General features: G+C 62.9%; 22 protein-coding genes. 4 read left to right on the plus strand and 18 right to left on the minus strand.

Features of this window, described 5'->3' with window-relative positions:
* Positions 1-203: 203 nt before the first annotated feature.
* Positions 204-1,094, plus strand: a complete 891-nt coding sequence (locus AC3WOG_RS01420) for an alpha/beta fold hydrolase (protein ID WP_492576308.1) — start codon at positions 204-206, stop codon at positions 1,092-1,094.
* A 31-nt stretch (positions 1,095-1,125) separates the two neighbouring features.
* On the opposite strand, the gene AC3WOG_RS01425 is transcribed toward AC3WOG_RS01420, so the two are convergent.
* Positions 1,126-1,596, minus strand: coding sequence for an Lrp/AsnC family transcriptional regulator (locus AC3WOG_RS01425; protein ID WP_492576309.1), 471 nt, complete (start codon positions 1,594-1,596; stop codon positions 1,126-1,128).
* Positions 1,597-1,710: 114 nt separating this feature from the next.
* Here AC3WOG_RS01425 and AC3WOG_RS01430 point away from each other — a divergent pair, with 114 nt between their 5' ends.
* A complete protein-coding gene (locus AC3WOG_RS01430; protein WP_492576310.1) occupies positions 1,711-2,610 on the plus strand; it encodes a DMT family transporter in 900 nt (299 codons plus the stop codon).
* 347 nt (positions 2,611-2,957) lie between these two features.
* On the opposite strand, the gene AC3WOG_RS01435 is transcribed toward AC3WOG_RS01430, so the two are convergent.
* From AC3WOG_RS01435 to AC3WOG_RS01460, 6 genes are all read right to left on the minus strand, one after another.
* The gene (locus tag AC3WOG_RS01435; protein WP_492576311.1) at positions 2,958-3,878 is read right to left on the minus strand and encodes an MBL fold metallo-hydrolase; all 921 of its coding nucleotides are present in this window, start codon (positions 3,876-3,878) and stop codon (positions 2,958-2,960) included.
* Positions 3,875-4,336, minus strand: coding sequence for a MaoC family dehydratase (locus AC3WOG_RS01440; protein WP_492576312.1), 462 nt, complete (start codon positions 4,334-4,336; stop codon positions 3,875-3,877). The genes AC3WOG_RS01435 and AC3WOG_RS01440 overlap by 4 nt, the downstream gene beginning before the upstream one ends.
* A complete protein-coding gene (locus tag AC3WOG_RS01445) occupies positions 4,333-4,560 on the minus strand; it encodes a DUF1289 domain-containing protein (protein WP_492576313.1) in 228 nt (75 codons plus the stop codon). Before AC3WOG_RS01445 ends, AC3WOG_RS01440 begins: the two co-directional genes overlap by 4 nt.
* A gap of 4 nt (positions 4,561-4,564) precedes the next feature.
* Complete coding sequence (locus AC3WOG_RS01450; protein ID WP_492576314.1) at positions 4,565-5,086, minus strand: YbaK/EbsC family protein; 522 nt, start codon at positions 5,084-5,086, stop codon at positions 4,565-4,567.
* A gap of 28 nt (positions 5,087-5,114) precedes the next feature.
* Positions 5,115-6,041, minus strand: coding sequence for a hydroxymethylglutaryl-CoA lyase (locus AC3WOG_RS01455; RefSeq protein ID WP_410832492.1), 927 nt, complete (start codon positions 6,039-6,041; stop codon positions 5,115-5,117).
* Between the two features lie 175 nt (positions 6,042-6,216).
* Positions 6,217-7,158: a 2-hydroxyacid dehydrogenase gene (locus tag AC3WOG_RS01460; protein ID WP_492576315.1), complete on the minus strand. Its 942-nt coding sequence runs from the start codon at positions 7,156-7,158 to the stop codon at positions 6,217-6,219.
* A 316-nt stretch (positions 7,159-7,474) separates the two neighbouring features.
* On the opposite strand from AC3WOG_RS01460, the gene AC3WOG_RS01465 reads away from it, so the two are divergent.
* Positions 7,475-8,077 (plus strand): RBBP9/YdeN family alpha/beta hydrolase, encoded by a 603-nt coding sequence (locus tag AC3WOG_RS01465; protein WP_492576316.1) that lies wholly within the window; start codon positions 7,475-7,477, stop codon positions 8,075-8,077.
* Positions 8,078-8,213: 136 nt separating this feature from the next.
* Positions 8,214-9,239 carry a sulfate ABC transporter substrate-binding protein gene (locus AC3WOG_RS01470; protein WP_492576317.1) on the plus strand — a complete coding sequence of 342 codons (1,026 nt, stop codon included), beginning with the start codon at positions 8,214-8,216 and terminating at the stop codon, positions 9,237-9,239.
* Positions 9,240-9,313: 74 nt separating this feature from the next.
* Here AC3WOG_RS01470 and bioB read toward each other — a convergent pair whose 3' ends face one another.
* The 11 genes from bioB to aceK form a co-directional block, all read right to left on the minus strand.
* Positions 9,314-10,408, minus strand: coding sequence for a biotin synthase BioB (bioB, locus tag AC3WOG_RS01475; protein ID WP_492576318.1), 1,095 nt, complete (start codon positions 10,406-10,408; stop codon positions 9,314-9,316).
* A gap of 35 nt (positions 10,409-10,443) precedes the next feature.
* Complete coding sequence (bioD, locus tag AC3WOG_RS01480; protein ID WP_492576319.1) at positions 10,444-11,163, minus strand: dethiobiotin synthase; 720 nt, start codon at positions 11,161-11,163, stop codon at positions 10,444-10,446.
* Entirely contained in the window at positions 11,160-12,344 is a 1,185-nt protein-coding gene (gene bioF / locus AC3WOG_RS01485) for an 8-amino-7-oxononanoate synthase (RefSeq protein WP_492576320.1), read from the minus strand. Before bioF ends, bioD begins: the two co-directional genes overlap by 4 nt.
* On the minus strand, positions 12,344-13,696 hold the full coding sequence (bioA, locus tag AC3WOG_RS01490; protein WP_492576321.1) for an adenosylmethionine--8-amino-7-oxononanoate transaminase: 1,353 nt from the start codon (positions 13,694-13,696) through the stop codon (positions 12,344-12,346). The genes bioF and bioA overlap by 1 nt, the downstream gene beginning before the upstream one ends.
* A 1,185-nt stretch (positions 13,697-14,881) precedes the next feature.
* Positions 14,882-16,165: a dienelactone hydrolase family protein gene (locus tag AC3WOG_RS01495; protein ID WP_492579685.1), complete on the minus strand. Its 1,284-nt coding sequence runs from the start codon at positions 16,163-16,165 to the stop codon at positions 14,882-14,884.
* Positions 16,166-16,787: 622 nt separating this feature from the next.
* Complete coding sequence (locus AC3WOG_RS01500) at positions 16,788-17,237, minus strand: YchJ family protein (protein WP_492576322.1); 450 nt, start codon at positions 17,235-17,237, stop codon at positions 16,788-16,790.
* 7 nt (positions 17,238-17,244) lie between these two features.
* Positions 17,245-18,375 (minus strand): acyl-CoA dehydrogenase family protein, encoded by a 1,131-nt coding sequence (locus tag AC3WOG_RS01505; protein WP_492576323.1) that lies wholly within the window; start codon positions 18,373-18,375, stop codon positions 17,245-17,247.
* Between the two features lie 12 nt (positions 18,376-18,387).
* Positions 18,388-19,065 carry an SDR family oxidoreductase gene (locus tag AC3WOG_RS01510; protein WP_492576324.1) on the minus strand — a complete coding sequence of 226 codons (678 nt, stop codon included), beginning with the start codon at positions 19,063-19,065 and terminating at the stop codon, positions 18,388-18,390.
* A 37-nt stretch (positions 19,066-19,102) separates the two neighbouring features.
* Positions 19,103-20,311, minus strand: coding sequence for an acetyl-CoA C-acetyltransferase (locus AC3WOG_RS01515; RefSeq protein WP_492576325.1), 1,209 nt, complete (start codon positions 20,309-20,311; stop codon positions 19,103-19,105).
* Entirely contained in the window at positions 20,304-21,080 is a 777-nt protein-coding gene (gene can / locus AC3WOG_RS01520) for a carbonate dehydratase (RefSeq protein WP_492576326.1), read from the minus strand. The genes AC3WOG_RS01515 and can overlap by 8 nt, the downstream gene beginning before the upstream one ends.
* 94 nt (positions 21,081-21,174) lie before the next feature.
* Complete coding sequence (aceK, locus tag AC3WOG_RS01525) at positions 21,175-23,022, minus strand: bifunctional isocitrate dehydrogenase kinase/phosphatase (RefSeq protein ID WP_492576327.1); 1,848 nt, start codon at positions 23,020-23,022, stop codon at positions 21,175-21,177.
* Positions 23,023-23,042 lie beyond the last annotated feature (20 nt).

The raw sequence follows: 23,042 nt of genomic DNA on the forward strand, positions 1-23,042 counted from the left end.
TGCCGCATTGGCGTTCAAAATGACGCTCAAGGTTTAAGAACGATCGTTCGATTATAGGCGAAGCGGATGAACTGCGTCCGGCGGGTTCGTTTAGAACAGTTGGAAGGAGTGTTCAGGTTCTATGTTTGCGTGGGCTATCCCACCTCGCATCGACACATTGCCCTCCTACAATGCACTGACTCATAAACGACAAGAGACCCGCTATGGCCTTCGAGGATTTCGCGCCCTTTCGCATCGCCGTGGGCGATGTCGATATTTTCGGAGTGAAGGGCGGAGCAGGGCCGCCGCTTCTGTTGCTGCACGGTCATCCGCAGTCGCATCTGATCTGGCGGCGCTGCGCCGCGCAACTGGCCAAACACTTCACCGTGATCGCCACCGATTTGCGTGGCTACGGCGCATCGGCCAAGCCGCCGAGCGACGCCGCGCACACACCGTATTCGAAGCGCGCGATGGCCGCCGATCAGGTCGCCGTGATGCGCCACTTCGGCTTCGAACGTTTCCTGGTCTGCGCGCACGATCGCGGCGCGCGCGTCGCGCACCGGATGGCGCTCGATCATGCGGATGCCGTCGAGCGTTTGATGCTGCTGGATATCGCGCCGACGCTCGCGATGTACGAAGCCACCGACCGCGCCTTCGCCACCCATTACTTCCACTGGTTCTTCCTGATCCAGCCGGAACCGCTGCCTGAAACGCTGATCGGCGCGAATCCGGCCGCTTACATCGATGCGGTGATGGGCAGCCGTCACGCGGGCCTCGCGCCGTTCGAACCCGACGCGCTCGACGCCTATCGCCAGGCGCTCGCGCAACCCGGCGCGGTGCATGCGATGTGCGAGGACTACCGCGCATCGGCGAGCATCGATCTCGAACACGACCGCGCCGATATCGAACGCGGTCACAAGATCGGCTGCCCGCTGCGCGTGCTGTGGGGCGACAAAGGCGTGATCGAGAAGTGCTTCGACGCGCTCGCGGAATGGCGTCAGGTCGCGCGCGACGTCAGTGGCCGCTCGCTGTCATGCGGGCATTACATTCCTGAAGAGGCGTCGGACGAACTGGTGGCGGAAATGCTGTCGTTCTTCGAAGCGGTCGAACAGTAAGCGCTTCTTGTCCAACGCCGCGCGCTCCCGTTCAACCGAGCGGCGGCAATCTGCGCGCGACCGGCGTCGATTTGACGATCGCGGTGCTGGTCTCCGCGCGCTCGGTGACTTTCGCGAGGATCTCGTCGAGTTGCTCGATCGAATGCAGGTACAGGCGGCAGATGAAGCAATCGTCGCCCGTCACCTTGTCGCATTCGACAAACTCCGGAATGCGCCGGATCACTTCCTCCACCAGATGCAACTGGCCCGGCAACGGCTTCACGCGCACGATCGCCTGCAGCGTGAAGCCGAGCGCGCGCGGATCGATCTGCACGGTGAAGCGCTCGATCACGCCTTGCGCTTCGAGCCGGCGTACGCGCTCGGCCGTGCTCGGCGCGGACAAGCCGACGCGCCGCGCCAGTTCGCTGACCGGCTGGCGTGCATCGTCGGCGAGCGCGGCGAGCAGCGCGCGGTCGGTGTCGTCGAGGGCTGCAGGCGGGGCGGGAGCAAGGCGTTTGGTCATGATTGCCTTCGATTTTTAGGTGTCGGCGCGAGAATGCTTAAGTTTAGCCATATATTCGCGTGATCGGATTAATTACACTGCTTCTCATGCAGGAATCAATTCGAGGATCGAATCATGGCGTCAAATGAAACCCGCCGCGGCGCGGCTGAAATGACGATGGCGATGCTGATGTCCGGCACCATCGGCTGGCTGGTGGTGTCGTCGCAGCAGAGCGCGTTCAACGTGGTGTTCTTCCGCTGCATTTTCGGCGGCGCGACGCTGGCACTGGTGTGCGCCGTGCTTGGCCTGTTCAAACGTCAACTCTTCTCGTGGAAGATGCTCGGACTCGCGTTGCTCGGCGGCGCGGCGATCGTCGTCAACTGGGTGCTGCTGTTCGCGGCTTATTCACGCGCGTCGATTTCGATGGCGACGGCCGTCTACAACACGCAGCCTTTCATGCTGGTCGCGCTGGGTGCGCTGGTGTTTCGCGAGCGCATCAGCGCGTCGACGGTTGCGTGGCTGGTGGTCGCGTTCATCGGCCTCGTGTTTGTCGTGAAGGTCGAGCCGGCGGTGCTGGCGGTGCCGGGACAGTATCTGCTCGGCGTCGCGTATGCGGTGGGCGCGGCGGCGATGTACGCGGTGTCGTCGATCATCACGAAGCGGTTGAAGGGCACGCCGCCGCATCTGATCGCGCTGATCCAGGTCGCGCTCGGTGTCGTCATGCTCGCACCGTTCGTGCGCTTCGACGCACTGCCGACCAGCGGCGTGCATTGGCTCGAACTGATCGTACTCGGCGTCGTCAACACGGGAATCATGTACGTGCTGCTTTACGGCGCGATTCAGAAGCTGCCGACCTCGATGACCGGCGCGTTGTCGTTCATCTATCCAGTGGTCGCCATCATCGTCGATCGAGTCGCGTTCGGGCAGACGCTTGCGTGGATTCAGGTAGTCGGCGCGGTGCTGATCCTGCTGGCGGCGGCCGGCGTCAATCTCGGCTGGCGGATTGTGCCGCAGAAGCGATTGTCGTCGACCTGATTGCTTCGACCCGATCGTGGCCGGGCCGAAACAGTGGCCGGGAATGATACGGATTCCGGATCATTGAACAATCAAATTGTTCATATGGACGGACTAATCAGCCTTGACTCGCGTCACTACGAGGCTTCGTAACGTCGTGTGTATGCGGGTTTAAAAGAGGGCGTCAAGCTTCTGTAGGGAAATCACCGATGCGATCGAAAAACCGGCGCGCGTATCATTCGTCCTGACGCTGATCACGTCCGACAGAATTTCCGCCGCTCGCCTCAATGGCCGAGCGGCTTTTCTTTTTGTGGCGGCGGTTTTTGCGGGTTTTCCGCAGGTTTTCCGTTTCGTGCGCGGACAGCGCGTCAGGCCTGGCGCGCGACGATCTGCTCACCATCGATTTCCAGCGGCCCATTCTTGCCGGCCAGTTCCTCGACAATCGTCTGCACCAGCGTGGACCATTCGCCGCGCGGCTTAAGCATCGACGCGGCGGCGCGCATCGCGGCGGCGTCGCCGAGCATCTGCAGCACCGTGTCGAAGCGCATCGCGCGCACTTCGAGCAGCTTGAACACGATCAGCACTTTCAGCGCGTTCTTTGCATTGCGCGCGGGATCGGCACGCAGCCACGCGACGCGCGAAAACGCCCGTTCAAGCGCCTGTTCGACATTCGTGAACGGCGAGCCATGGCCGGGGATCACCAGCCGCACGCCGAGCTTTGCGATGGTTTCGAGCACCGCCTGTTCTTCGGCGAATCCGCTTTCACCTTCCAGCTCGGGAAAGATCACGCCAAAGCCGTTTTCCCACAGCGCGTCCGCACTGATCAGGATGCGCTCGTCCGCGCAGTACAGCATCAGCGAATGCGGATCGTGGCCGGGTGCGCCGAGCACTTGCCAGTCGAGCGCGCCGAGCGTCAGATGCGTGCCGGGCGCGATCGTCTCGGTGAAGGTGAAGCGCTCGCAGGTTTGGCCGGTGGCGCGAAACGTCAGGCGCGCTTCGTCCCAGTCGCGCACTGCATCGGCCTCGAATGCGGGAATCGCGGTGCGGCACGGCCACGTCGCTTGCAATAACGCGTTGCCGCCGCAGTGATCCGAATGCAGATGCGTGTTGACGATCAGATCGAGCGGCCGTGTGCCGAGCGCGTGTTGCACAAGTGTGAGCGTTTGCGGCGCGTGCGTCGCGTAACCGGTGTCGACGAGGGCGGCACACGTGTCGTCGGTCAGCAGCACGTTGTTCGACGAAAGCCAGCCACGCTCGAAGACTCGGATCGATTCGGGCAACCTGATCATGGCGTGTTGGCTTTTAATTGCGCTTCGGGTTTCGGCATCACGAGAATTGTCGAGCCGCCGATCAACACGGTTTCACCGCGTTGATTCACGACCGTTCCTTCGAGATGCGTCAGGTCGCCGTACAAACTCGGCTTCCAGTAAGCATCGCGCACGCGCCACGTGATCGTCAGCGTGTCGTTCGCATGGACGGCTTTTTTCAGCTTGATATCGAACTCGAGTCCGAGCGGCTGCGCGTAGGTGGAAAAATAGGTCGCCAGCAGCGCCATGCAATGCGCGGTGGGTTGCGTGCCGGATGCGATCAAGCCGCCGAAGCGGCTTTGCGCGGCGTAAGCGTCGTCGTGATGCAGCGGGTTGAAGTCGTTGACGAGCGTGGCGAACGATTTCACCGACCCCGCCGATAGCTCGAGCGTCGAACTGAACGTCTCGCCGATCGTCACGATGCGCGGCGCGGCATTCATCGCCGCACCTGCGCTTGCCTCGCCATGAACTCCGCGTGGCGTTCCTCGATCGCGTCCCAGATCGCGCGCTTTGCGTCGTCGTCGAACGACGACCAGCCGGCGATTTCATCTATCGTGCGCAGACACCCTTCGCACCAACCGGTCGACGCGTCCATCTTGCACACGCTGATGCAGGGCGACGGCACGGCCGCGTCGTCGTCTTCGTTGTCGATGCCTGATGTCATGTCGTCACGCCGTCTCGCGCAGCGCGACGTCGATCACCGGCGCGCCCGTCAACGCCACCAGTTCCTGGGCGCTCAGGTTGAACACCGCATGCGGATGGCCGGCGGCGGCCCACAAGCTGTCGAGTTCGAGCAGATCCGCATCGATCAGTGTGAGCGGTTCCGTGGCGTGGCCGATCGGGCAGACGCCGCCGATCGCATAGCCGGTTTTTTCGCGGACGAACTTCGCATCCGCCCGGCCGATCTCGCCGACCTGCGCGGCGACCTTTTTTTCATCGACGCGATTCGCGCCGCTCGCGACCACCAGTACCGGCGCATCGTCTTCACGGCGGCGAAACAGAATCGACTTGGCGATCTGCGCGACCGAACAGCCGAGTCCGGCGGCGGCTTCGGCGGAAGTCTTGCCGGTTTCCGGCAGCATCACGATCCGGCCCGCGTGACCGCGTTCGCGCAACAACAGCGCGACGCGGCGTGCCGAATCGGGCAGCGCGGCGAGATCGTCGGATTCGAGAGAAGCGTGGTCCGTCATCGTTCTATTTCCTTCCTGAGTGCAGAAGTCAAACACAGTTCGCTTGTTCGCTGCGTGCTTTGGCGAGCAACGCTTTGCCGGCGCGCGACACATTGGGCCGGCCAATCGACGTCGAAATGAAATCGCCGATTGCGACGACTTGCGCGAGATCGATGCCCGTCTCGATGCCGAGGCCGTTCATCAGATACAGCACGTCCTCGGTCGCGACGTTGCCGGTCGCGCCCTTCGCATACGGACAGCCGCCGAGCCCCGCCACCGACGCGTGATAAATCTCGATGCCTTCCTGCAGCGCCGCGTAGATATTCGCGAGCGCCTGGCCATAGGTGTCGTGGAAGTGGCCCGACAGGCGTTCGCGCGGAAACACCCTGGTGACCGCTTCGAACACTTCGCGCGTGCGCTTCGGCGTGCCGACGCCGATCGTATCGGCAATATCGATCTCGTCGCAGCCGAGTGCCGCAAAGCGCTCGACCACATCGACCACCGACGCCACCGGCACCTCGCCCTGATACGGGCAACCCAGCGAACACGACACGCTGCCGCGAATCCGCAAGCCGTGCTCTTTCGCCGCCTGCGCGACCGGTGCGAAACGGTCGATGCTTTCCGCGATGCTGCAATTGATGTTCTTCTGCGAGAACGCCTCGCTGGCCGCGCCGAAAATCACGATCTCATCGGCCCGCGCGGCGAGCGCGCCTTCGAAGCCGCGCAGGTTCGGCGTCAGCACCGAGTAGATCGTGCCCGGGCGGCGCTCGATGCCGGCCATCACCTCGGCGCCGTCGGCCATTTGCGGCACCCATTTCGGCGACACGAACGACGCCGCTTCGACGTTACGAAAACCCGCTGCCGACAAGCGATTGATCAAGTCGATCTTGATCGCGGTGGCAACGAATTCCTTCTCGTTCTGCAGTCCGTCGCGCGGACCGACTTCGACGATTTTGACTTGTTGGGGCAAGGCCATGATGTGTCTCCTGTGTCGACCAGAGTTGGCGCTTTAGCGCTTACTCTGGTCCCATGTAACGTGTTGCCAGAGTTGGCGCTTTAGCGCTTACTCTGGTCCCATGTAACGTGTTACCGCGCGTGGCGGCGCTCCTTCATTGATGTTCCGCTGTGCTCACCCGGTGTTCGCTCAGTGTTCAGTACCCGCGGTCGATATCCACCACGCCGCCGATTGTTTCGCCGCGCAGCAGCGCGGTGATTTTCTGCGCGACCTGCGCGACGCTTTCTTCGCGCAAGGTGAGCGCGGAGATATGCGGCGTGATCGTAATGCGCGGTTCGCGCCAGAACAGATGATCGGGCGGCAACGGTTCGTCGCGGAACACGTCGAGCGTCGCGGCGGCAATCTGGCCGCTCGCAAGCGCTTCGAGCAGATCCTGCTCGACCAGATGCCCGCCGCGTGCGACGTTGATCAGATACGCGCCGCGCGCGAGCTTCGAGAAAGTGCGCGCGTTCAGCACGTCGCCCGTATCCGGTGTATGCGGCAGCAGATTCACCAGCACTTTCACGCCGTCGAGAAACGCATCGAACTGCGCTTCGCCGGCGAAGGTCGTGACGCCGTCGAGCTGGCGCGCGCTGCGGCTATAACCGCGCACCGGCATGCCGAACGCCGCGACCGCTTGCGCGACATGCGCGCCGAGCACGCCGAGCCCGAGCACGCCGACCGTGAAGGTCTCGCGCCGATGCGCGTCGAGTTCTTGCCAGCGGCGCCCGGTTTGCAGCGTCTGGTATTCGTCGAAGCGGCGCATGTAACGCAGCACCGCATGCGTTACGTATTCGGCCATTTGCGGCGCCATGCCGGTGTCCTCGAGCCGCACCAGCTTCGCGTTGCGTGGCAGCGTGCCGGGCTGCTCACGCTCGAGCGCGAGAATCGCATCGACACCCGCGCCGAGGTTGAAGATCGCGCGCAGATCGTCGCGGCCGGCGAGCATGTCGCGCGGCGGCCGCCACACGACCGCGAAATCGGCCGGTGCGGTGTCGCTCGCTTGCCATTCGCGCAGTTCGGCGTCGGGCAGCGCGCGGGCAAAATCGTGCAGCCACGAGGCGGCGTCGGCATGCGGCATGTAGAAGAGGATTTTCATACGGTCCGGAAGGTGTCCGCGTTGTCGAGTCCGGTGACGGAAAAGGCCACGCGCAACGGCGGCAACGCACACAGCTTGGCAGACGACGCTTGCGACATGGAGCCTCTCCTTTTATGGATAGGCTTCATTCTACTTTTTCGACGCGAATCGCGCGCGTTTGCGCACGGACGTGCGGTTTGAAGCACTCGCGTGGCTGGGCTGGGCGTAGGTATTCACCGGCCCATTTTGTCCGATAAACAAAGCACAAAAACTTGGTTCGCCCTCGCGGCGCCCGGCGGGACAATAACTTCCCCGATTCCGGCAGCGAGGGACAGACATGCTTTCATGCACCAAATCGACATGGCCGCCACGGCTCGTAACGGTTCCAGGCTTGCACGGCAGCGAAGGCGCGCACTGGCAAACATGGCTCGAACGGCAATTCGCGCGTTCGCTGCGCGTCGAGCAGGCCGACTGGGACGCGCCGGACGTCGCTGTCTGGGCGCGGTCGCTGCGCGACTTGCTGGCACGCGAGCGCGGGCCGTTCGTGCTGGCCGCGCATAGCTTCGGTTGCCTCGCGACCGCACACGCGTTGCAACAGGCGTCGTATGTCGCCGATGTGGTCGGCGTGCTGTTCGTCGCGCCGGCGAGCCCGGAAAAATTCGCGTTCGCCGGTCCGTTCGACGCACGGCGCTTAGGCGTGCCGTCGATTCTGATCGGCAGCGGGACCGACCCGTGGATGTCGCTGGCGGGCTCGCGCGATCTCGCGCGGCGTTTCGGCAGCGCCTTCGTCAATCTTGGCGACGCGGGGCATATCAACACGGCGGCGGGATTCGGCCCGTGGCCGCGGGCGAAATATTTCGTCGACACGCTGGTGCATTGCGCGGCGCCGCTGCGCTTTCGCGAGGAGGCGTTCGAGGCCGCGCGACACGCATTCGTTTGAGTTTTCGTTCGGCGTTCGAGCATCGATAGCTGGGTGCATGGACGACCCGGTGAACGAGTAAGCGATCCGTTAGAATCCCGCTTCACGCCGCACCTTCGTGCGGCTACAGGTTTCATCATCGATAGGCGGGGGCAGGATGGCAGGCAAGACGGGGACATCGCGCTGGCTGGCGGCCGGCATAACGGCAATGACGCTCGCGCTCGGCGGCGTTTCGGCCGCGTACGCGGACACATCGCTGCTCAACGTGTCATACGACGTGACACGCGAGTTGTACAAGGACATCAACGCCGGCTTTATCACGGCGTACAAGCAGAAGACCGGCGAGACCGTGTCGATCCGTCAGTCGCATGGCGCGTCGAGCGCGCAGGCGCTGTCGGTGTTGCAAGGGCTGCAGGCTGACGTCGTGACGATGAACCAGCCAAACGACATCGACCTGCTCGCGGAAAAGGGCCAACTGGTGCCCGCAAACTGGCGCGCGCGTCTGCCGGACGACAGCGCTCCATACACTACGACGATGGTGTTCCTCGTGCGCAAGGGCAACCCGAAGCACATCAAGGACTGGGACGATCTCGCCAGATCCGGCGTGCAAGTGGTGATCGCCAATCCGAAGACCTCGGGTAACGGCCGCTACACGTACCTTGCGGCGTGGGGTTATCGCAAGCAGCACGGCGGTACCGATGCGCAGGCGCTCGAGTTCGAAAAGGCGATCTTCAGGAACGTGCCGGTACTCGACACGGGCGGTCGCGGCGCGACGACCACGTTCACGCAACGCGGTATCGGCGACGTGCTGGTGACGTTCGAGAACGAAGTGTCGCTGATCGATAGCGGCGTGGGTGCGGGTAATTTCGAAGCGGTGTATCCGTCGGTCAGCTTGCTGGCTGCGCCGCCCGTGTCGATCGTCGATAAGGTGGTCGACAAGCGCGGCACGCGCAAGGAAGCGCAGGCGTATCTCGACTATCTGTGGTCGCCGGCCGCGCAGGAAATCATCGCGCAACACCATCTGCGTCCGCGCGACAAGAACGTGCTGGCCAGGCATGCGGCTGAATTCAAGCCGATCAAGACCTTCACCGTCGAAGAGATGTTCGGCAACTGGCAGAAAGCGCAGCAGACGCATTTCTCCGATGGCGGTACGTTCGATCAGATCATCGTGGACAAGAAGTAAATCTTTGGCGCGATGATGCAAAGAGGCCGCCTCGTTCACGAGGCGGCCTTTTTTATTGGGCGCGGATGTTGAGCTTAGTTCGCCGCAGCATGCGGGCTGTGACCGTGCTCGCAGCCATGCTCGCAGCCGCTCTGATCCAGCGGCATCTGCTGCGCCGCTTCAGCGCGAATGCCGAGGCGTTCGAGCAGCTTGCGGTCCGCTTCTGCTTGCGGATTGCTGGTGGTCAGCAATTGATCGCCGTAGAAAATCGAATTCGCGCCGGCGAGGAAACACATGGCCTGCAACGCTTCGTTCATCTGCTCGCGGCCGGCCGACAGACGCACCATCGCGCGCGGCATCGTGATGCGTGCAATCGCGATCGTGCGCACGAACTCGAACGGATCGATCGCTTCGGTACCGGTCAGCGGCGTGCCTTCCACTTGCACCAGATTGTTGATCGGCACCGATTCCGGATACGGATCCATGTTCGCGAGTTGCGCGATCAGACCGGCGCGTTCGCGGCGCGATTCGCCGAGTCCGACGATGCCGCCGCAGCACACGTTGATGCCCGCATCGCGCACGCGTTCGAGCGTGTCGAGACGGTCCTGGTACGTGCGCGTCGAAATGATCTGACCGTAGAACTCCGGCGACGTATCGAGGTTGTGGTTGTAGTAATCGAGCCCCGCTTCGCGCAGACCTTGTGCCTGGTGGGTTTCGAGCATGCCTAGCGTCACGCAGGTTTCGAGACCCATCGCTTTCACGCCGCGGATCATGTCCTTGATCGGTTCGAGGTGACGGTCTTTCGGATTGCGCCACGCGGCGCCCATGCAGAATCGCGTCGCGCCGTTTTCTTTGGCGACGCGCGCGGCAGCCAGCACTTCATCGACCGGCATCAGCTTGTCGGCTTGCAGACCGGTGTCGTGATGCACCGACTGCGGACAGTATGCGCAATCCTCTTCGCAGCCGCCGGTCTTGATCGACAGCAGCGTCGACAGTTGCACGGTGTTGGCGTCGAAGTGCTCGCGATGCGTTTGCTGTGCGCGGAACATCAGGTCGTTGAACGGCAGTTCGTACAGCGCGACGATGTCGGCGACGCGCCAGCGCGCGACCGATTTGGTGCCTGCGGCGGCGTTGTTGTTATTGGCGACGGCCGTGTCGGCTGGCGTCGGAGCGATGTTCAGTTGCGTCATGTCGTCAATCCTCATGGATGGATGTGATGGGTCTATCAGCGCTGCGCGTGACGCAGTGTCTGCAGGAGTCGGTTGATGTCGAGTTGATCCGCCGCGAGTTCCGGCAAAGCCGGGCTCAAATGCGGCACGATGCCGAGCAACGGCGCATCGTGTTCACGCGCGAGGTGCTCGCGGATCGAAGCGATGTTTTCGTCGGGGAAGGTCATGTCCGGATCGACGCGGTTCGCGACCCAACCGGCGAGCGTCAGCCCGCGTGCGGCGATCGCTTCGGCGGTGAGCAACGCATGGCTGATGCAGCCGAGCCGCATGCCGACCACCAGCACCACCGGCAGCTTCAGCGCGGCGGCGAGATCGGCGGTGTCCTGCGTTGCGGTCAGCGGCACGCGAAAGCCGCCGACGCCTTCCACCACGACGATATCCGCGCGTTTCAAAGCCTGCGCATGACAATCGACGATGTGCGCGATATCGAACGTGATGTTTTCCAGCGCGGCGGCGATGTGCGGCGCGGCCGGCTCTTTCAGCAGATACGGCGTGCGTATCCCGGGCGGCAGCAAGACGCTCGATGCGGCATCGAGTTGGTCCGCGTCTTCGTTGTGCAGCACGCCGTTCGATTCGAATGCGCCGGCGGCAATCGGCTTCATGGCGGCGGCTTGCAGGCCCTCGCGAACGAAGCCGCGCAGCAGCGCAGCGGACACGAGGGTCTTGCCGATTTCCGTATCGGTGCCGGTGACGAAGAGCGATAACGGGGCGCTCATGCAGCTTTTACCCCGAGCTGTTGCAAGCCTGCTTCGAGCCGGTCCAGATCCGCGTGCGAATGCGCGGCGGACAATGAAATGCGCAAACGCGAGGTGCCGGCGGGCACGGTCGGCGGACGGATCGCCGGTACCCAAAGACCGGCACGATCGAGCGTGGCCGCGATCTCCAGCGTCGCGTCGTTCCCACCGATGATCAGCGGCTGCACGGCGGTGTGCGAGTCGACCGGCAGCCACGGCGTCGCCTTCAGCATCGCGCGCGTGCGTTCGATCAGTTGCTGCAAATGCGCGCGCCGCGCATCGCCTTCTTCGCCGCCGATGATGCGCAGACTCGCCGACACTGCGTGCGCTGCGGCGGGCACCGACGCGGTTGTGAAAATGTACGGACGCGCGCGCTGCACGAGCCATTCGATCACGGTCTCATGCGCGACGACGAACGCGCCCGATACACCCGCCGCCTTGCCGAGCGTGCCGATCGAAATCAGATTCGGCGAGCGCAGCGCCGCCTGCGCGACTGCGCCACGTCCTTGCGGACCGAGTACGCCGAAGCCATGCGCATCGTCGACGATCAGCCAGGCGCCGTGCTGTTCCGCGAGCTCGAGCAAACGCGGCAGCGGCGCGACGTCGCCGTCCATGCTGAACACCGTATCGGAGACGATCACTTTGACGTCCGCATCCGACGCGTCGAGCAACGCGCTCAACGCTTCCGTATCGCAGTGCGGATAGATCTGTACGTCGGCGCGCGACAGGCGTGCGCCGTCGATCAGCGACGCGTGATTCAGCGCATCGGAGAACAGTGTCGTGCCGCGGCCGGCGAGCGCGGTGAGCGTCGCGAGATTGGCCATGTAGCCGGTGCTGAAGTAGAGCGCGCGGGGCGTATCGACAAAGCCGCCGGTGAATTCGGCGAGATCGTCTTCGAGTTGAGCGTGCGAGCGCGAGTGGCCGCCGAGCAGATGCGAGCCGCCGCTGCCCGCGCCATAGCGCCGCGCGCCTTCGGCGATCGCCGCGATCAATTGCGGATGCGCGGCAAGACCGAGGTAGTCGTTACTGGCGAAGCCGATGATCTCGCGGCCATCGACGGTCATATGCGCGGCGCAGGGCGTATCTGCGGTGCGACGACGACGGCGCAGGCCACGTTCGTCGATTTCCTTGAGCCCTTGGGCGAGCGTGTCGAGCAATTGCATTAGCGGGTCTCCGCGAGCGTCGCTTCGAAGGTTTCGCGGGTGCGCGAGGCGAGCAGCGCGAGTTCTTCGTCGTCGAGGATGTAGGGGGGCATCAGATACACCGTGGTCGAAATCGGGCGCAGCAGCAGTTCGCGCCGCAACGCGTTTTCGAAGAAACGGCGTGAGAATGTTTTGGCATGCTCAGGGTCGTCGATCACTGCATCGAACGCGAAGATCGTGCCGCACTGACGCAGATTGCGCACTTGCTGATGGTCTGAGAGCGGCGCGAGCGCGGCCTTCAGCTTCGCGGACTTCTGCGCGTTGACGGCGAGCACGTTGTCGCTCGCGAACAGATCGAGCGTGGCGAGCGCCGCACGGCACGCGAGCGGATTGCCGGTGTACGAGTGCGAGTGGAGGAAGCCGCGCGCGGTGTCGTCGTGATAGAACGCGTCGAAGATTTCATCGCGCGACAACACGATCGATAACGGCAGATAGCCGCCGCTGATGCCTTTCGAAAGACACAGGAAATCCGGCCAGATGCCGGCCTGTTCGCAAGCGAAGAAAGTGCCGGTGCGTCCGCAACCGACGGCGATTTCATCGGCGATCAGATGCACGCCGTACTGATCGCACAGCGCGCGCAATCCGGCGATATACGACGCGTCGTGCATGGCCATGCCGGCGGCGCATTGTACGAGCGGTTCGACGATCAGCGCGGCGATTTTGGTGGCGCGGGCTTCGAACAGCGCGCGAACGTGATCGAGTGCGCGGCGAGCGACGTCGGCTGCGGTTTCGCCGGGTTGCGCGAGGCGCGCATCGGGCGACGCGACGACGTGCGCGTGGCGGATCAACGGATCGTAGGCGTCCTTGAAGAGGGCGACGTCGGTGACGCCGAGCGCACCGATGGTTTCGCCGTGATAGCTATTGGCGATGCAGACGAATTCCTGCTTGTCCGCAAAGCCGCGATTGCGCCACGAGTGGAAGCTCATCTTCAGCGCGATTTCGACGGCGGACGCGCCATCGGACGCGAAGAACGCGTGGCCGAGCGTGTCTTGGGTGAGCGCGCCGAGCCGTTCGGCGAGTTCGATCGCGGGTTCGTGCGTGCAACCGGCGAGCATCGCGTGTTCCAGCGTGTCGAGCTGGTCTTTTAGCGCCGCGTTGATGCGAGGGTTGGCGTGACCGAACAGGTTGACCCACCAGGAGCTGATCGCATCGAGATATCGATGATTGGCGCGGTCGTAGAGCCACGCGCCTCGACCTCGTGCTACCGGGATCAGCGGCAGGCGCTCGTGGTGCTTCATCTGGGTGCAGGGATGCCAGACGGCACGCAGGCTGCGGGTGATCCAGTCTTCAGGTTTTGCTGCTGACTTTTCCAAAGGGGTACTCCGAGTGGTGCTTTTTTGCCGCTGCGGGCTGGCTTTTCTTTGCAGGTTTGTTTGCGCTGGGCGCGGCTCTGGCGGTTTCGCGGGGTCGAGATTAGCGCTTTATTTCTCGTTCTGCATTAGGGGTTGGATGGGGGTTTTGCCTGCGGCGCTTGGGGTTCGGGGCTGTTCGATGCAACTGATTTCAGTTTGTTTGTGAAGGTTGCTGATCGGTGCAGTTAACGACGGCAAAGTAGTGGGTCCTTGTGGGCGGGAAATGGAGGGTTTTTGCCTACGCGGCGCTATGGGTGTGTGCCTACGGCGTTGGCCTTTCCTTGAATTCTTAGTGGTCTATTAGCGTCGCCCCTGTGCGGGGCAGGCACTTACTTTCTTTGCCGCCGCAAAGAAAGTAAGCAAAGAAAGCGGCTTCACACCGCTAACGCTTAAGCGGGTCCCCTGGCTTGGAGGAGGCAGTGGAACATCTGGAATCAGTGTTCTCGCACACTCCGCGCGGGTGACAAGGCCGTCATTCTTCCAGCAGCGCTTCGCGCGCCGAAGGGTGCTTCCGAAAACCATTGGTCGGGTTCGGAGCACGGCACTGCGCGCGCGTGTCGAGGGCGTGCGCTGAAAGTGGTAGCGTTTTTTGGGTGTGGTGGGGGCCGTCGGCTGTGCCTCGGCGCAGGGGAGCTACATGCGGAGAAGATGCGCCAATAAGGCGCCACCGGCGCCTGGCGGTTTTGAGAAGTACCGCGTCGGCGCGCGCAGCGTCGCCGGAAGTATGACTGCCTTGTCACCAGGGCTGAATGTGCGAGGGCACCGATTCCAGATGCTCCACTGCCTCCTCCAAGCCAGGGGACCCGCTTAGCAGCGGTGTAAAGCCGCTTTCTTTGCTTACTTTCTTTGCGGTGGCAAAGAAAGTAAGTGCCTGCCCCGCACAGGGGCGACGCTAATAGACCATTAAGAAATCAAGGAAAGGCCAACACCGCAGGCACACAGACAATAAGCGCTGCGAAGGCAAACAGCACAGGGGCGAAGCTAACAGACCATTAAGAAATCAAGGAAAGGCCAACACCGCAGGCACACAGCCAAAAAGCGCCGAGCAGGCAAACAGCACGGGGGCGAAGCTAACAGACCACTAAGAAATCGAGGAAAGGCCAACACCGCAGGCGTACAACCCAAAGCGCCGAGCAGGCAAAAAACCTACTCCCGGCTAGCAATAGCCCTACGCCCCTCGGCAGCGCCAGAAGAAGAACCATCACCGCCACTAGCCGTCTGCGAAGACTGGGTCCCCCACACAACGGAGTTGTTTACCGCATATAACCGGCAAGGCGCCGAACTCTGCTTCTGGCAATTAGCAATTGCCACCGTCATAGGATCATCGCCGCCCTCGGCCCAGGACCAGGCGCCCGAATCCGAAACCGCAAAAGCCCGGCTAGGATACTGATGCAAGAAATTCCGATACCCATTGCGTCCAGTTTCGTCGACAAACGGCACGGCATCGACCGCATCGACAGCAGCAAACCCGCTAGCCTTCGGCAAAGAAGGATCAGACACGCGATATTGCACGCCGGTAGGCATCCCCGCCCGTGCGAGGAATGCCTCGACTGCAGGCCACCAAACCTGCACGCCATCGCGATCGCCGACCAACCGGTGCGCGTCGTTCTTGTAATTGCCGAAATCCACCATCTTGGCGCTCGCACCATGCTCGGCAAAAGCGGCATACATGCCGGCCACCAAAGACTGCGTCCAGACCGAATCGTTTTCGCCGTACAACCACAGCGACGGCACCCTGGTCTTCTCACCATATGCGCCGAAGGCGCGCGTCAAGTTGCCCTGCCAGTCGGCGCACGCGTCCTGCCGCAAACCGCCGGAGAAATTGATCAATGCCCGAACGCCCGGTGCAGCCTCGGTGCCGTAAGCCATCGTCGCCAGCCCGCCGTGCGAGGTTCCGGCCACCACGATGTGCGTCGCATCCACGTACGGCTGCTTCGACATGTAGTCGATCGTCGCGGCCACGTCGCCGGCCTGGCTGATGCCGTTGCGCTCGACATCGCAGCCATCCTGCTGATAGACGCCGTCCGAATGGCCGAAGCCCTGGCGGTTCGGCGCCACCACCACGTAGCCGCGCCGCACGAATTCACGCGCGAACGGCCGCGGGTCGCTGCGTTCCTGTGTGCGCGGGTCGCCAGGGATCTTGCCGTGGTTGAAGACGATCATCGGGAACGGGCCTGCGCCGTCCGGTTTGTAGATCGTCGTTTCGAGCGTGATCGAGCCGGCAGCGTTGACCGGTACTCGCACAATCTGTTCGTTGAGGCCGGCGCTCGGCAGATAGACGTCGTCGTCCAGCGCAATGCGCGGTACGTGAGCGCGGGTCAGCGGTCCCGCCTGGGTGTCGGCGAGCGGGTCGGCATGCGCGAGTGCGACAGCGCACGTCGCCGTTGCACAGATCACCGCACACTTCGTCAGAACCTTGCTGAACACCATTAACGTACCTGCTTCAAAAATCTGTCCTGAACGCCGTGGTGTCTGTCTGTCGAAAGCCATTGCTGACATTTGCCTTTCGTCGGCATTTTCGACAGACAAAAACACACTCGCGTACGTAGTGCGTCAAGCGCACGCACGCTAATCGAGATCGCACGGGATGAACCCAAACGGCCGACGCGACCCCACGCGTCGATGATGAGCGCCACATCATGCTGCCTGGAACCGCCGCCGAACCGGGACACCGGGTTATCGGCAGGGCGCCGGCGCATTTTGCGGAACCGATATCGACCGGCCCTCGCAACGTGGCGTCACAAACCTACGGCCTCATCCTGGCACGACAATTTTGTTTTGTGCAATCAAGGAGAACCCGCGACGAAATAATTGCCGTGTGGGGAACGGGGGGATGGGGCCGCCGGACCGGCGCTCCGGCGGTGATTGGCTCCACGAAGGAATCGCTGCGCCACTCGGCGCACGAACGCGCTGTGGCGTAGAGCCAACATGAAAAAAGGCCCTCGTTTGAGGGCCATATGTGACGTCGCTATTAAGTCTGCACATAATGTGCTTTAAGGTGTCCTTCGCGCTGGTCCTCATGTTGCGCTGTAAGGCGCAGAAAGGATTTGTGCTATTCGCTCACGTCGCCATCGACATAACGCCAGCGTCCGTCCTCGCCGCGTACAAAGCGGCTCAACTCGTGCAGCCGATGCGCGCGGCCACCCACCTTATAGCGTGCGACAAATTCCACCGTGGCGTGCTCAGCATCGCTTTCGGCGAACGCCTTGATCTGGAGTCCGAGCCAACGCGGCGCGTCGGGTGCGGCAGGGTCGGTGTCGAGGTCGGCCGGGCAGGTGTGCGGTGCCCAGGTCGCGCGCAGGTAATCCGTTGCGCCCACCACATAGGCGCTGTAACGCGAGCGCATCAGTTCGAGCGCGCGCGGCGCCGCTTCGCCGCCGTCGATGTACCGGCCACAGCATGCTGCGAAGCGGGGCGCCTTGAGCGTGCTGCGCTGATCGGGGGCAGCGCCGCCGCAGGGACAGTCGGAAGGTCGTTGTACCGGCAACAATGGCTTATTCATCAGACGTTCAGTCAAGACCGCGTGCGATCAGGATCTTCTGGATGTCGCTGGTGCCTTCGTAGATCTGGCACACGCGCACATCGCGGTAAATACGTTCGACAGGGAAATCGCTCAGATAGCCATAGCCGCCGTGAATCTGCAGCGCCGCCGAACAGATACGCTCGGCCGCTTCCGACGCGAACAGCTTGGCCATGGCGGCTTCGGTTAAACACGGCAGACCGGCGTCTTTCAGGGAAGCCGCGTGCCAGATCAACTGGCGCGCCGCTTCGAGTTGCGTCGCCATATCGGCGAGACGGAACTGCACAGCCTGGTGCGAAAACAGCGGCTGGCCGAAGCTTTCGCGTTCCTTCGCATAGCTCAACGCCGCTTCGAACGCGGCGCGCGCCATACCGACGCTTTGCGCAGCGATGCCGATGCGCCCGCCTTCGAGCCCCGACAGCGCAATCCGATAGCCTTCACCTTCCGCGCCGATCAGATTCGCCGCCGGCACACGGCAATCTTCGAAGATGATTTGCGCGGTGTCCGACGAATGCTGGCCGAGCTTGTCCTCGACGCGCGCGACGACGTAACCGTTGGTATCGGTCGGCACGATAAACGCACTGATGCCGCGCTTGCCCGCCGCCTTGTCGGTCACCGCCATCACGATCGCGACGTTGCCGTTCTTGCCGCTCGTAATGAACTGTTTGACGCCGTTCAGCACGTATGCGTCGCCGTCGCGGGTGGCCGTGGTGCGCAGCGCGGACGCGTCCGAGCCCGCTTGCGGTTCGGTCAGACAAAACGCGCCGAGCATCTCGCCGCGTGCGAGCGGCGTGAGCCAGTCGCGCTTCTGCGCGTCGTTGCCGTAGGTCAGCAGGATGCTGCATACCGGACAGTTGTTGACGGAGATCGCCGTCGACGTGCCGCCGTCGCCCGCGGCGATTTCTTCGAGGATCAGCGCGAGCGCCAGCGCGTCCATGCCGGCGCCGCCGTACGCTTCGGGCACCAGCACGCCGTACGCGCCAAGTTCGGCGAGCTGGCGATGCACGTCCTTCGGGAAGGTGCGCTCGCGGTCCCAAAGCGCTGCGTGCGGCGTCACCGCGTCGCGCACGAAAGTGCGCACCGCGTCGCGGACCATCAGGTGGTCCTGATCAAGCACCATCGTCTTGTCTCCTCACCAGTCGAGCGGTGTGCCGTCATATTGGTAGAAGCGGCCGTTGAACGATTCGTGCCCGGCCGCGGCCTGCGCGAGCACTTCACGCATGCCGGTCACGCTGCGCGCCGGATCGATCGCGGCCTGGGCGCCGCCCATGTCGGTGCGTACCCAGCCTGGATGCAGCGAGATACAGGTTGCGCGCTTCGCTTCCAGCGATGCGATCTTCAGCGCGTCGTTCAGCGCCGCCTTGCTCGCGCGATACAGCCAGCCGCTCGTGCCGCTTGCATCGCCGATGCTGCCCATCTTGCTCGAGACCACCGCGAACACGCCACCGGCTTCCTCGACGAGCGGCAAGAGGATCGGCATCAATTGCATCGGACCGCGCACGTTGGTGCTCATCACGTGATCGAAGTCTTCGGCGCTGATTGTCTCGACGCCTTCGGTGCGCGGGCCGTACACGCCCGAGACCAGCACCGCCGCGTCGAGCCGTTCGCCGTCGAGCTTCCAGCCGAGCGCGGCGATTTCTTCGGGCACGGTGACGTCGACCGGGAAGGTTTCCGCGCCGAGCCCGGTCAGCGCGTCGAGCGCGGCGCCATCGCGCGCGGTGGCCAGCACGCGCCAGCCACTCTTCTTGTACTGCCGCACAAATTCCCGGCCGATGCCGCGTGACGCACCGACGATCAACACTGTCTTCATCGAATCACCTCAAGCCTTCATCGTGTCCAACAACGCGTCAAACCAGTTCGATACCCATCGCGGTCGCTTCGCCGCCGCCGATGCACAGCGTGGCGACACCGCGCTTGCCGCCGCGCTGTTTCAGCGCGCCGATCAGCGTGACGAGAATCCGCGCGCCCGATGCGCCGATCGGATGGCCGAGCGCACATGCGCCACCGTTCACGTTGACCTTGTCGTGCGGCAGATGGTGTTCCTTCATCGCGGCCATCGTCACCACCGCGAACGCTTCGTTGACCTCATACAGATCGACTTCGTCCGCGCGCCAGCCGTTCTTCTCGAACAGCTTGCGGATCGCGCCGACCGGCGCAGTAGTGAACTTCGCCGGCTCCTGCGCGAAGGTCGAATGGCCGACCACGCGCGCGATCGGCTCGACGCCCAGGCGCTTCGCCGTCGATTCGCGCATCATCACGAGCGCCGCGGCGCCGTCCGAAATCGACGACGAATTCGCCGCCGTCACCGTGCCGGTTTTGCTGAACGCGGGCTTGAGCGTGGGAATTTTCTCGAGATTCGCTTTGAACGGCTGCTCGTCGTGATCGATGGTGACTGCGCCTTTGCGGCTTTCGATTTTCACCGGTGCGATTTCCCACGCGAACGAGCCGTCTTCGTTCGCGCGCTTCGCACGATTCAACGACTCGACGGCGAACGCATCCTGCGCTTCACGCGTGAAATCGAACGACGTCGCGCATTCCTCGGCGAAGGTGCCCATCAAGCGGCCTTTCTCGTACGCATCTTCGAGACCGTCGTAGAACATGTGGTCGATCACCTGAGCGTGGCCCATGCGCATGCCGCCACGCGCTTTCGGCAGCAGGTACGGCGCGTTCGTCATGCTCTCCATACCGCCCGCGACAATCACGTCGACCGAACCCGCGGCCAGCATGTCGTGCGCGAACATCGCCGCGCGCATGCCGGAACCGCACATCTTGTTGACGGTGGTGCTGCCGGTGCTCAACGGCAAGCCTGCGCCCAATGCGGCCTGACGTGCGGGCGCCTGGCCGAGACCGGCGGGCAGCACGCAGCCCATCACCACTTCGTCGATCTGCTCGGGCTTCAGGCCCGCGCGTTGCACCGCGGCTTCGATCGCGACCGAACCCAACTGCGGCGCCGTCAGCGAAGCGAAATCGCCCTGAAATGCCGCCATCGGCGTGCGGGCTACGGAAACGATCACGATCGGATCGGACTTAGTCTCGCTCATGTTTGTCTCACTCATTTCTAAACTCCTTGAACACACCTTCGACGATCGCCGGCACATCGCCGAGCTGGGCCGCGTCGGCCGCGACCACGTCGTTGTCCGCTTTGTGCGCGCGGCTTGCCGACACTGCCGCGACGCAATTCCGATAGGTCGGATCGAGCGCGCCCGGTTCGCCGATCGTCATGCCGAGATTGCGCACCTTGCCGTCGTGCACGCCATACACCCAACCGTGCACGGTCAGTTCCTGGCCGCGCGCCCACGCGTCGTTGACGATGGTGGTGCGGCACACGTTGACCACCTGCTCGATCGTGTTCAGCTCGACCAGACGCCGATGGCGCGCTTCGCCGAGCGGCCATTCCTCGAGCAGCGCGGCATGCTTGGTGCGCACGTCCTGCACGTGATGCAGCCAGTTATCGGCCAGACCCACGCGACGGCCGTGCAGCGCCGCCCCGACGCCGGAGCAGCCATAGTGGCCGACCACCATGATGTGCTTGACCTTCAGCAGGTCGACGGCGAACTGGATCACCGACAGGCAGTTCAGATCCGTATGCACCACCACGTTGGCGATGTTTCTGTGCACGAACACTTCGCCCGGCGGCAGGCCGATGATCTGATTGGCCGGCACGCGCGAATCGGAGCAGCCGATCCACAGGTATTCTGGCGTTTGCTGGTGCGCGAGACGCGAGAAGTATTCCGGGTCTTCGGACAGCTTGCGGGCCACCCACGCGTCGTTGTTGTCGAACAGATGCGCGAGCGGATTGGGAAGGGGAGAAGCGTTTGTGTTCATGGTGCGTCTGGGCGGTGGCTCGACCGATTGACCGGTCGGTGTCGTTACATAAGGTTCGGACGATGCATTCAAAGATGCTCGCGGCGCGTGATGTTCACGCCACGCGCACGGTGCGCCGATCTGCTTGCATACCCGAGGTATCCGACGTATCCGATAGCGCGGAAACCGCGTCGGTGAAGCGTTCCGGATAGCGGATGCAAAAGCGCACGCTGCTTTCGTACGGGAAAAAGTCGGGCAGTTCGCCTTTTAGTAAATGATCCTTGTGCCGTTGCCACAACGCAGGATCGAAAAAGTCCGCGTGATGCTGCATGAAGGAATGGCGCACGCGTGGGTCGCCGAGCAAAAACGTGCCGTACGTTTCCGGGAAGATATCGTGCGGGCCGACCGAGTACCACGGCTCGCCTGACATTTCGTCTTCCTCGTGACGTGGCGCCGGCACCGCGCGCACGTTGCAGTCGGTCAGATATTCGATTTCATCGTAGTCGTAGAACACGACGCGCCCGTGACGCGTCACGCCGAAATTCTTGTACAGCATGTCGCCGGGGAAGATGTTTGCCTGCATCAGCTCCTTCACCGCGTTGCCGTATTCCTTGATGCCGTGATCGATGTCTTCCTCGGTGCCGTTTTGCAGGAACAGATTGAGCGGCACCATCCGGCGTTCGATATACATATGGCGAATCACCAGATTGCCGCCGTCGTATTCGATCAGCGAGGGCACTTCCTTTTTGAGTTCGCGCACCAGCGCCTCATCGAGGCGCGAGACCGGCAACGCGACGCTCGAATATTCGAGCGTGTCGGCCATGCGGCCCAAGCGGTCGTGCCGTTTGACGAGCTGATACTTTTCCTTGATCTGCGCGCGGGTGGTTTCCTTCGGCGGCGGGAAGCTGTCTTTGATCAGCTTGAACACGTACGGAAACGACGGCAGCGTGAACACCAGCATCACGAGCCCCTTGATGCCGGGCGCGATGATGAACTGATCGCTCGAATGCGACAGGTGGTGCAGCAGATCGCGATAGAACAGATTCTTGCCCTGTTTCTGCAAGCCGACCGACGTGTAGATTTCCGCCTTCGGTTTGCCCTGCATGATCGTGCCGAGAAACTCGACGTACGCGGACGGCACTTCCATATCCACGAGGAAGTACGAATGCGAGAAGCTGAAGATGATCAGCAACTGCTCGCGTTTGAGCAGCACCGTATCGAGTGCGAGCAAGCCCGGCTTCACATGACGCAGCGGCACCGCGAACGGCAGCAGCAGGTCGCCGTTGATGATCCGTCCGACGATATACGCCGATTTGTTCCGATAGAACAGCGACGACAGCACGTGAATCTGGAAGTTGGGCGCTTCGTCGAAGACGCCGAACGCGTCGTGGATCGCCTGCATCACGCAACCGACGTCGCGCGTCAGGTCTTCGAACGGCGGCTCCAGCTGGAAGTTCGTGACGATGCGCTCGAGCGTCGCGGCAAGACCGTCCTTGCCGGGGTAATACGCACGATAGGTCGGCTTCGCGGCCGGCTCGTCGTTCTCGATGTATTCGGTCGAGATCGCCGGGCGCACGAAAATGAAGTCGTTGTTGAAATACGAGCGGTGCAGAATCTTGCAGCACACCGAATTGAAAAACGTCTCCGCGCACTCGGGTTGCCGGTGCGTGGTCAGGAGGCCGATGTAGTGCAGCTTGATTTGCTGCCAGATTTCATCGTCGATGTTTTCCGCGTCGTATTCGTCTTCGAGCAGTTCGACGCATTCCTCGACGCGTTCGTCATACGAGGTGATGCGCTCGCGCGCGAGCTTTTGCAGGCCGTGCCAGTCGGCGGCTTCGAAGAGTGTCTTGGCATGGATCGCGGCGTCGCGGAAGATCCGGTAGTGCCGATCGAAGCCTTCGAGCATCGTCTGCGCGACGTCAAAGCCGATCTGCGACGACAGCAGTTTGGGGAAGTGATTCATGTCGACCGTGCATTCGTCCC

Source organism: Paraburkholderia sp. FW306-02-B (assembly GCF_058782725.1).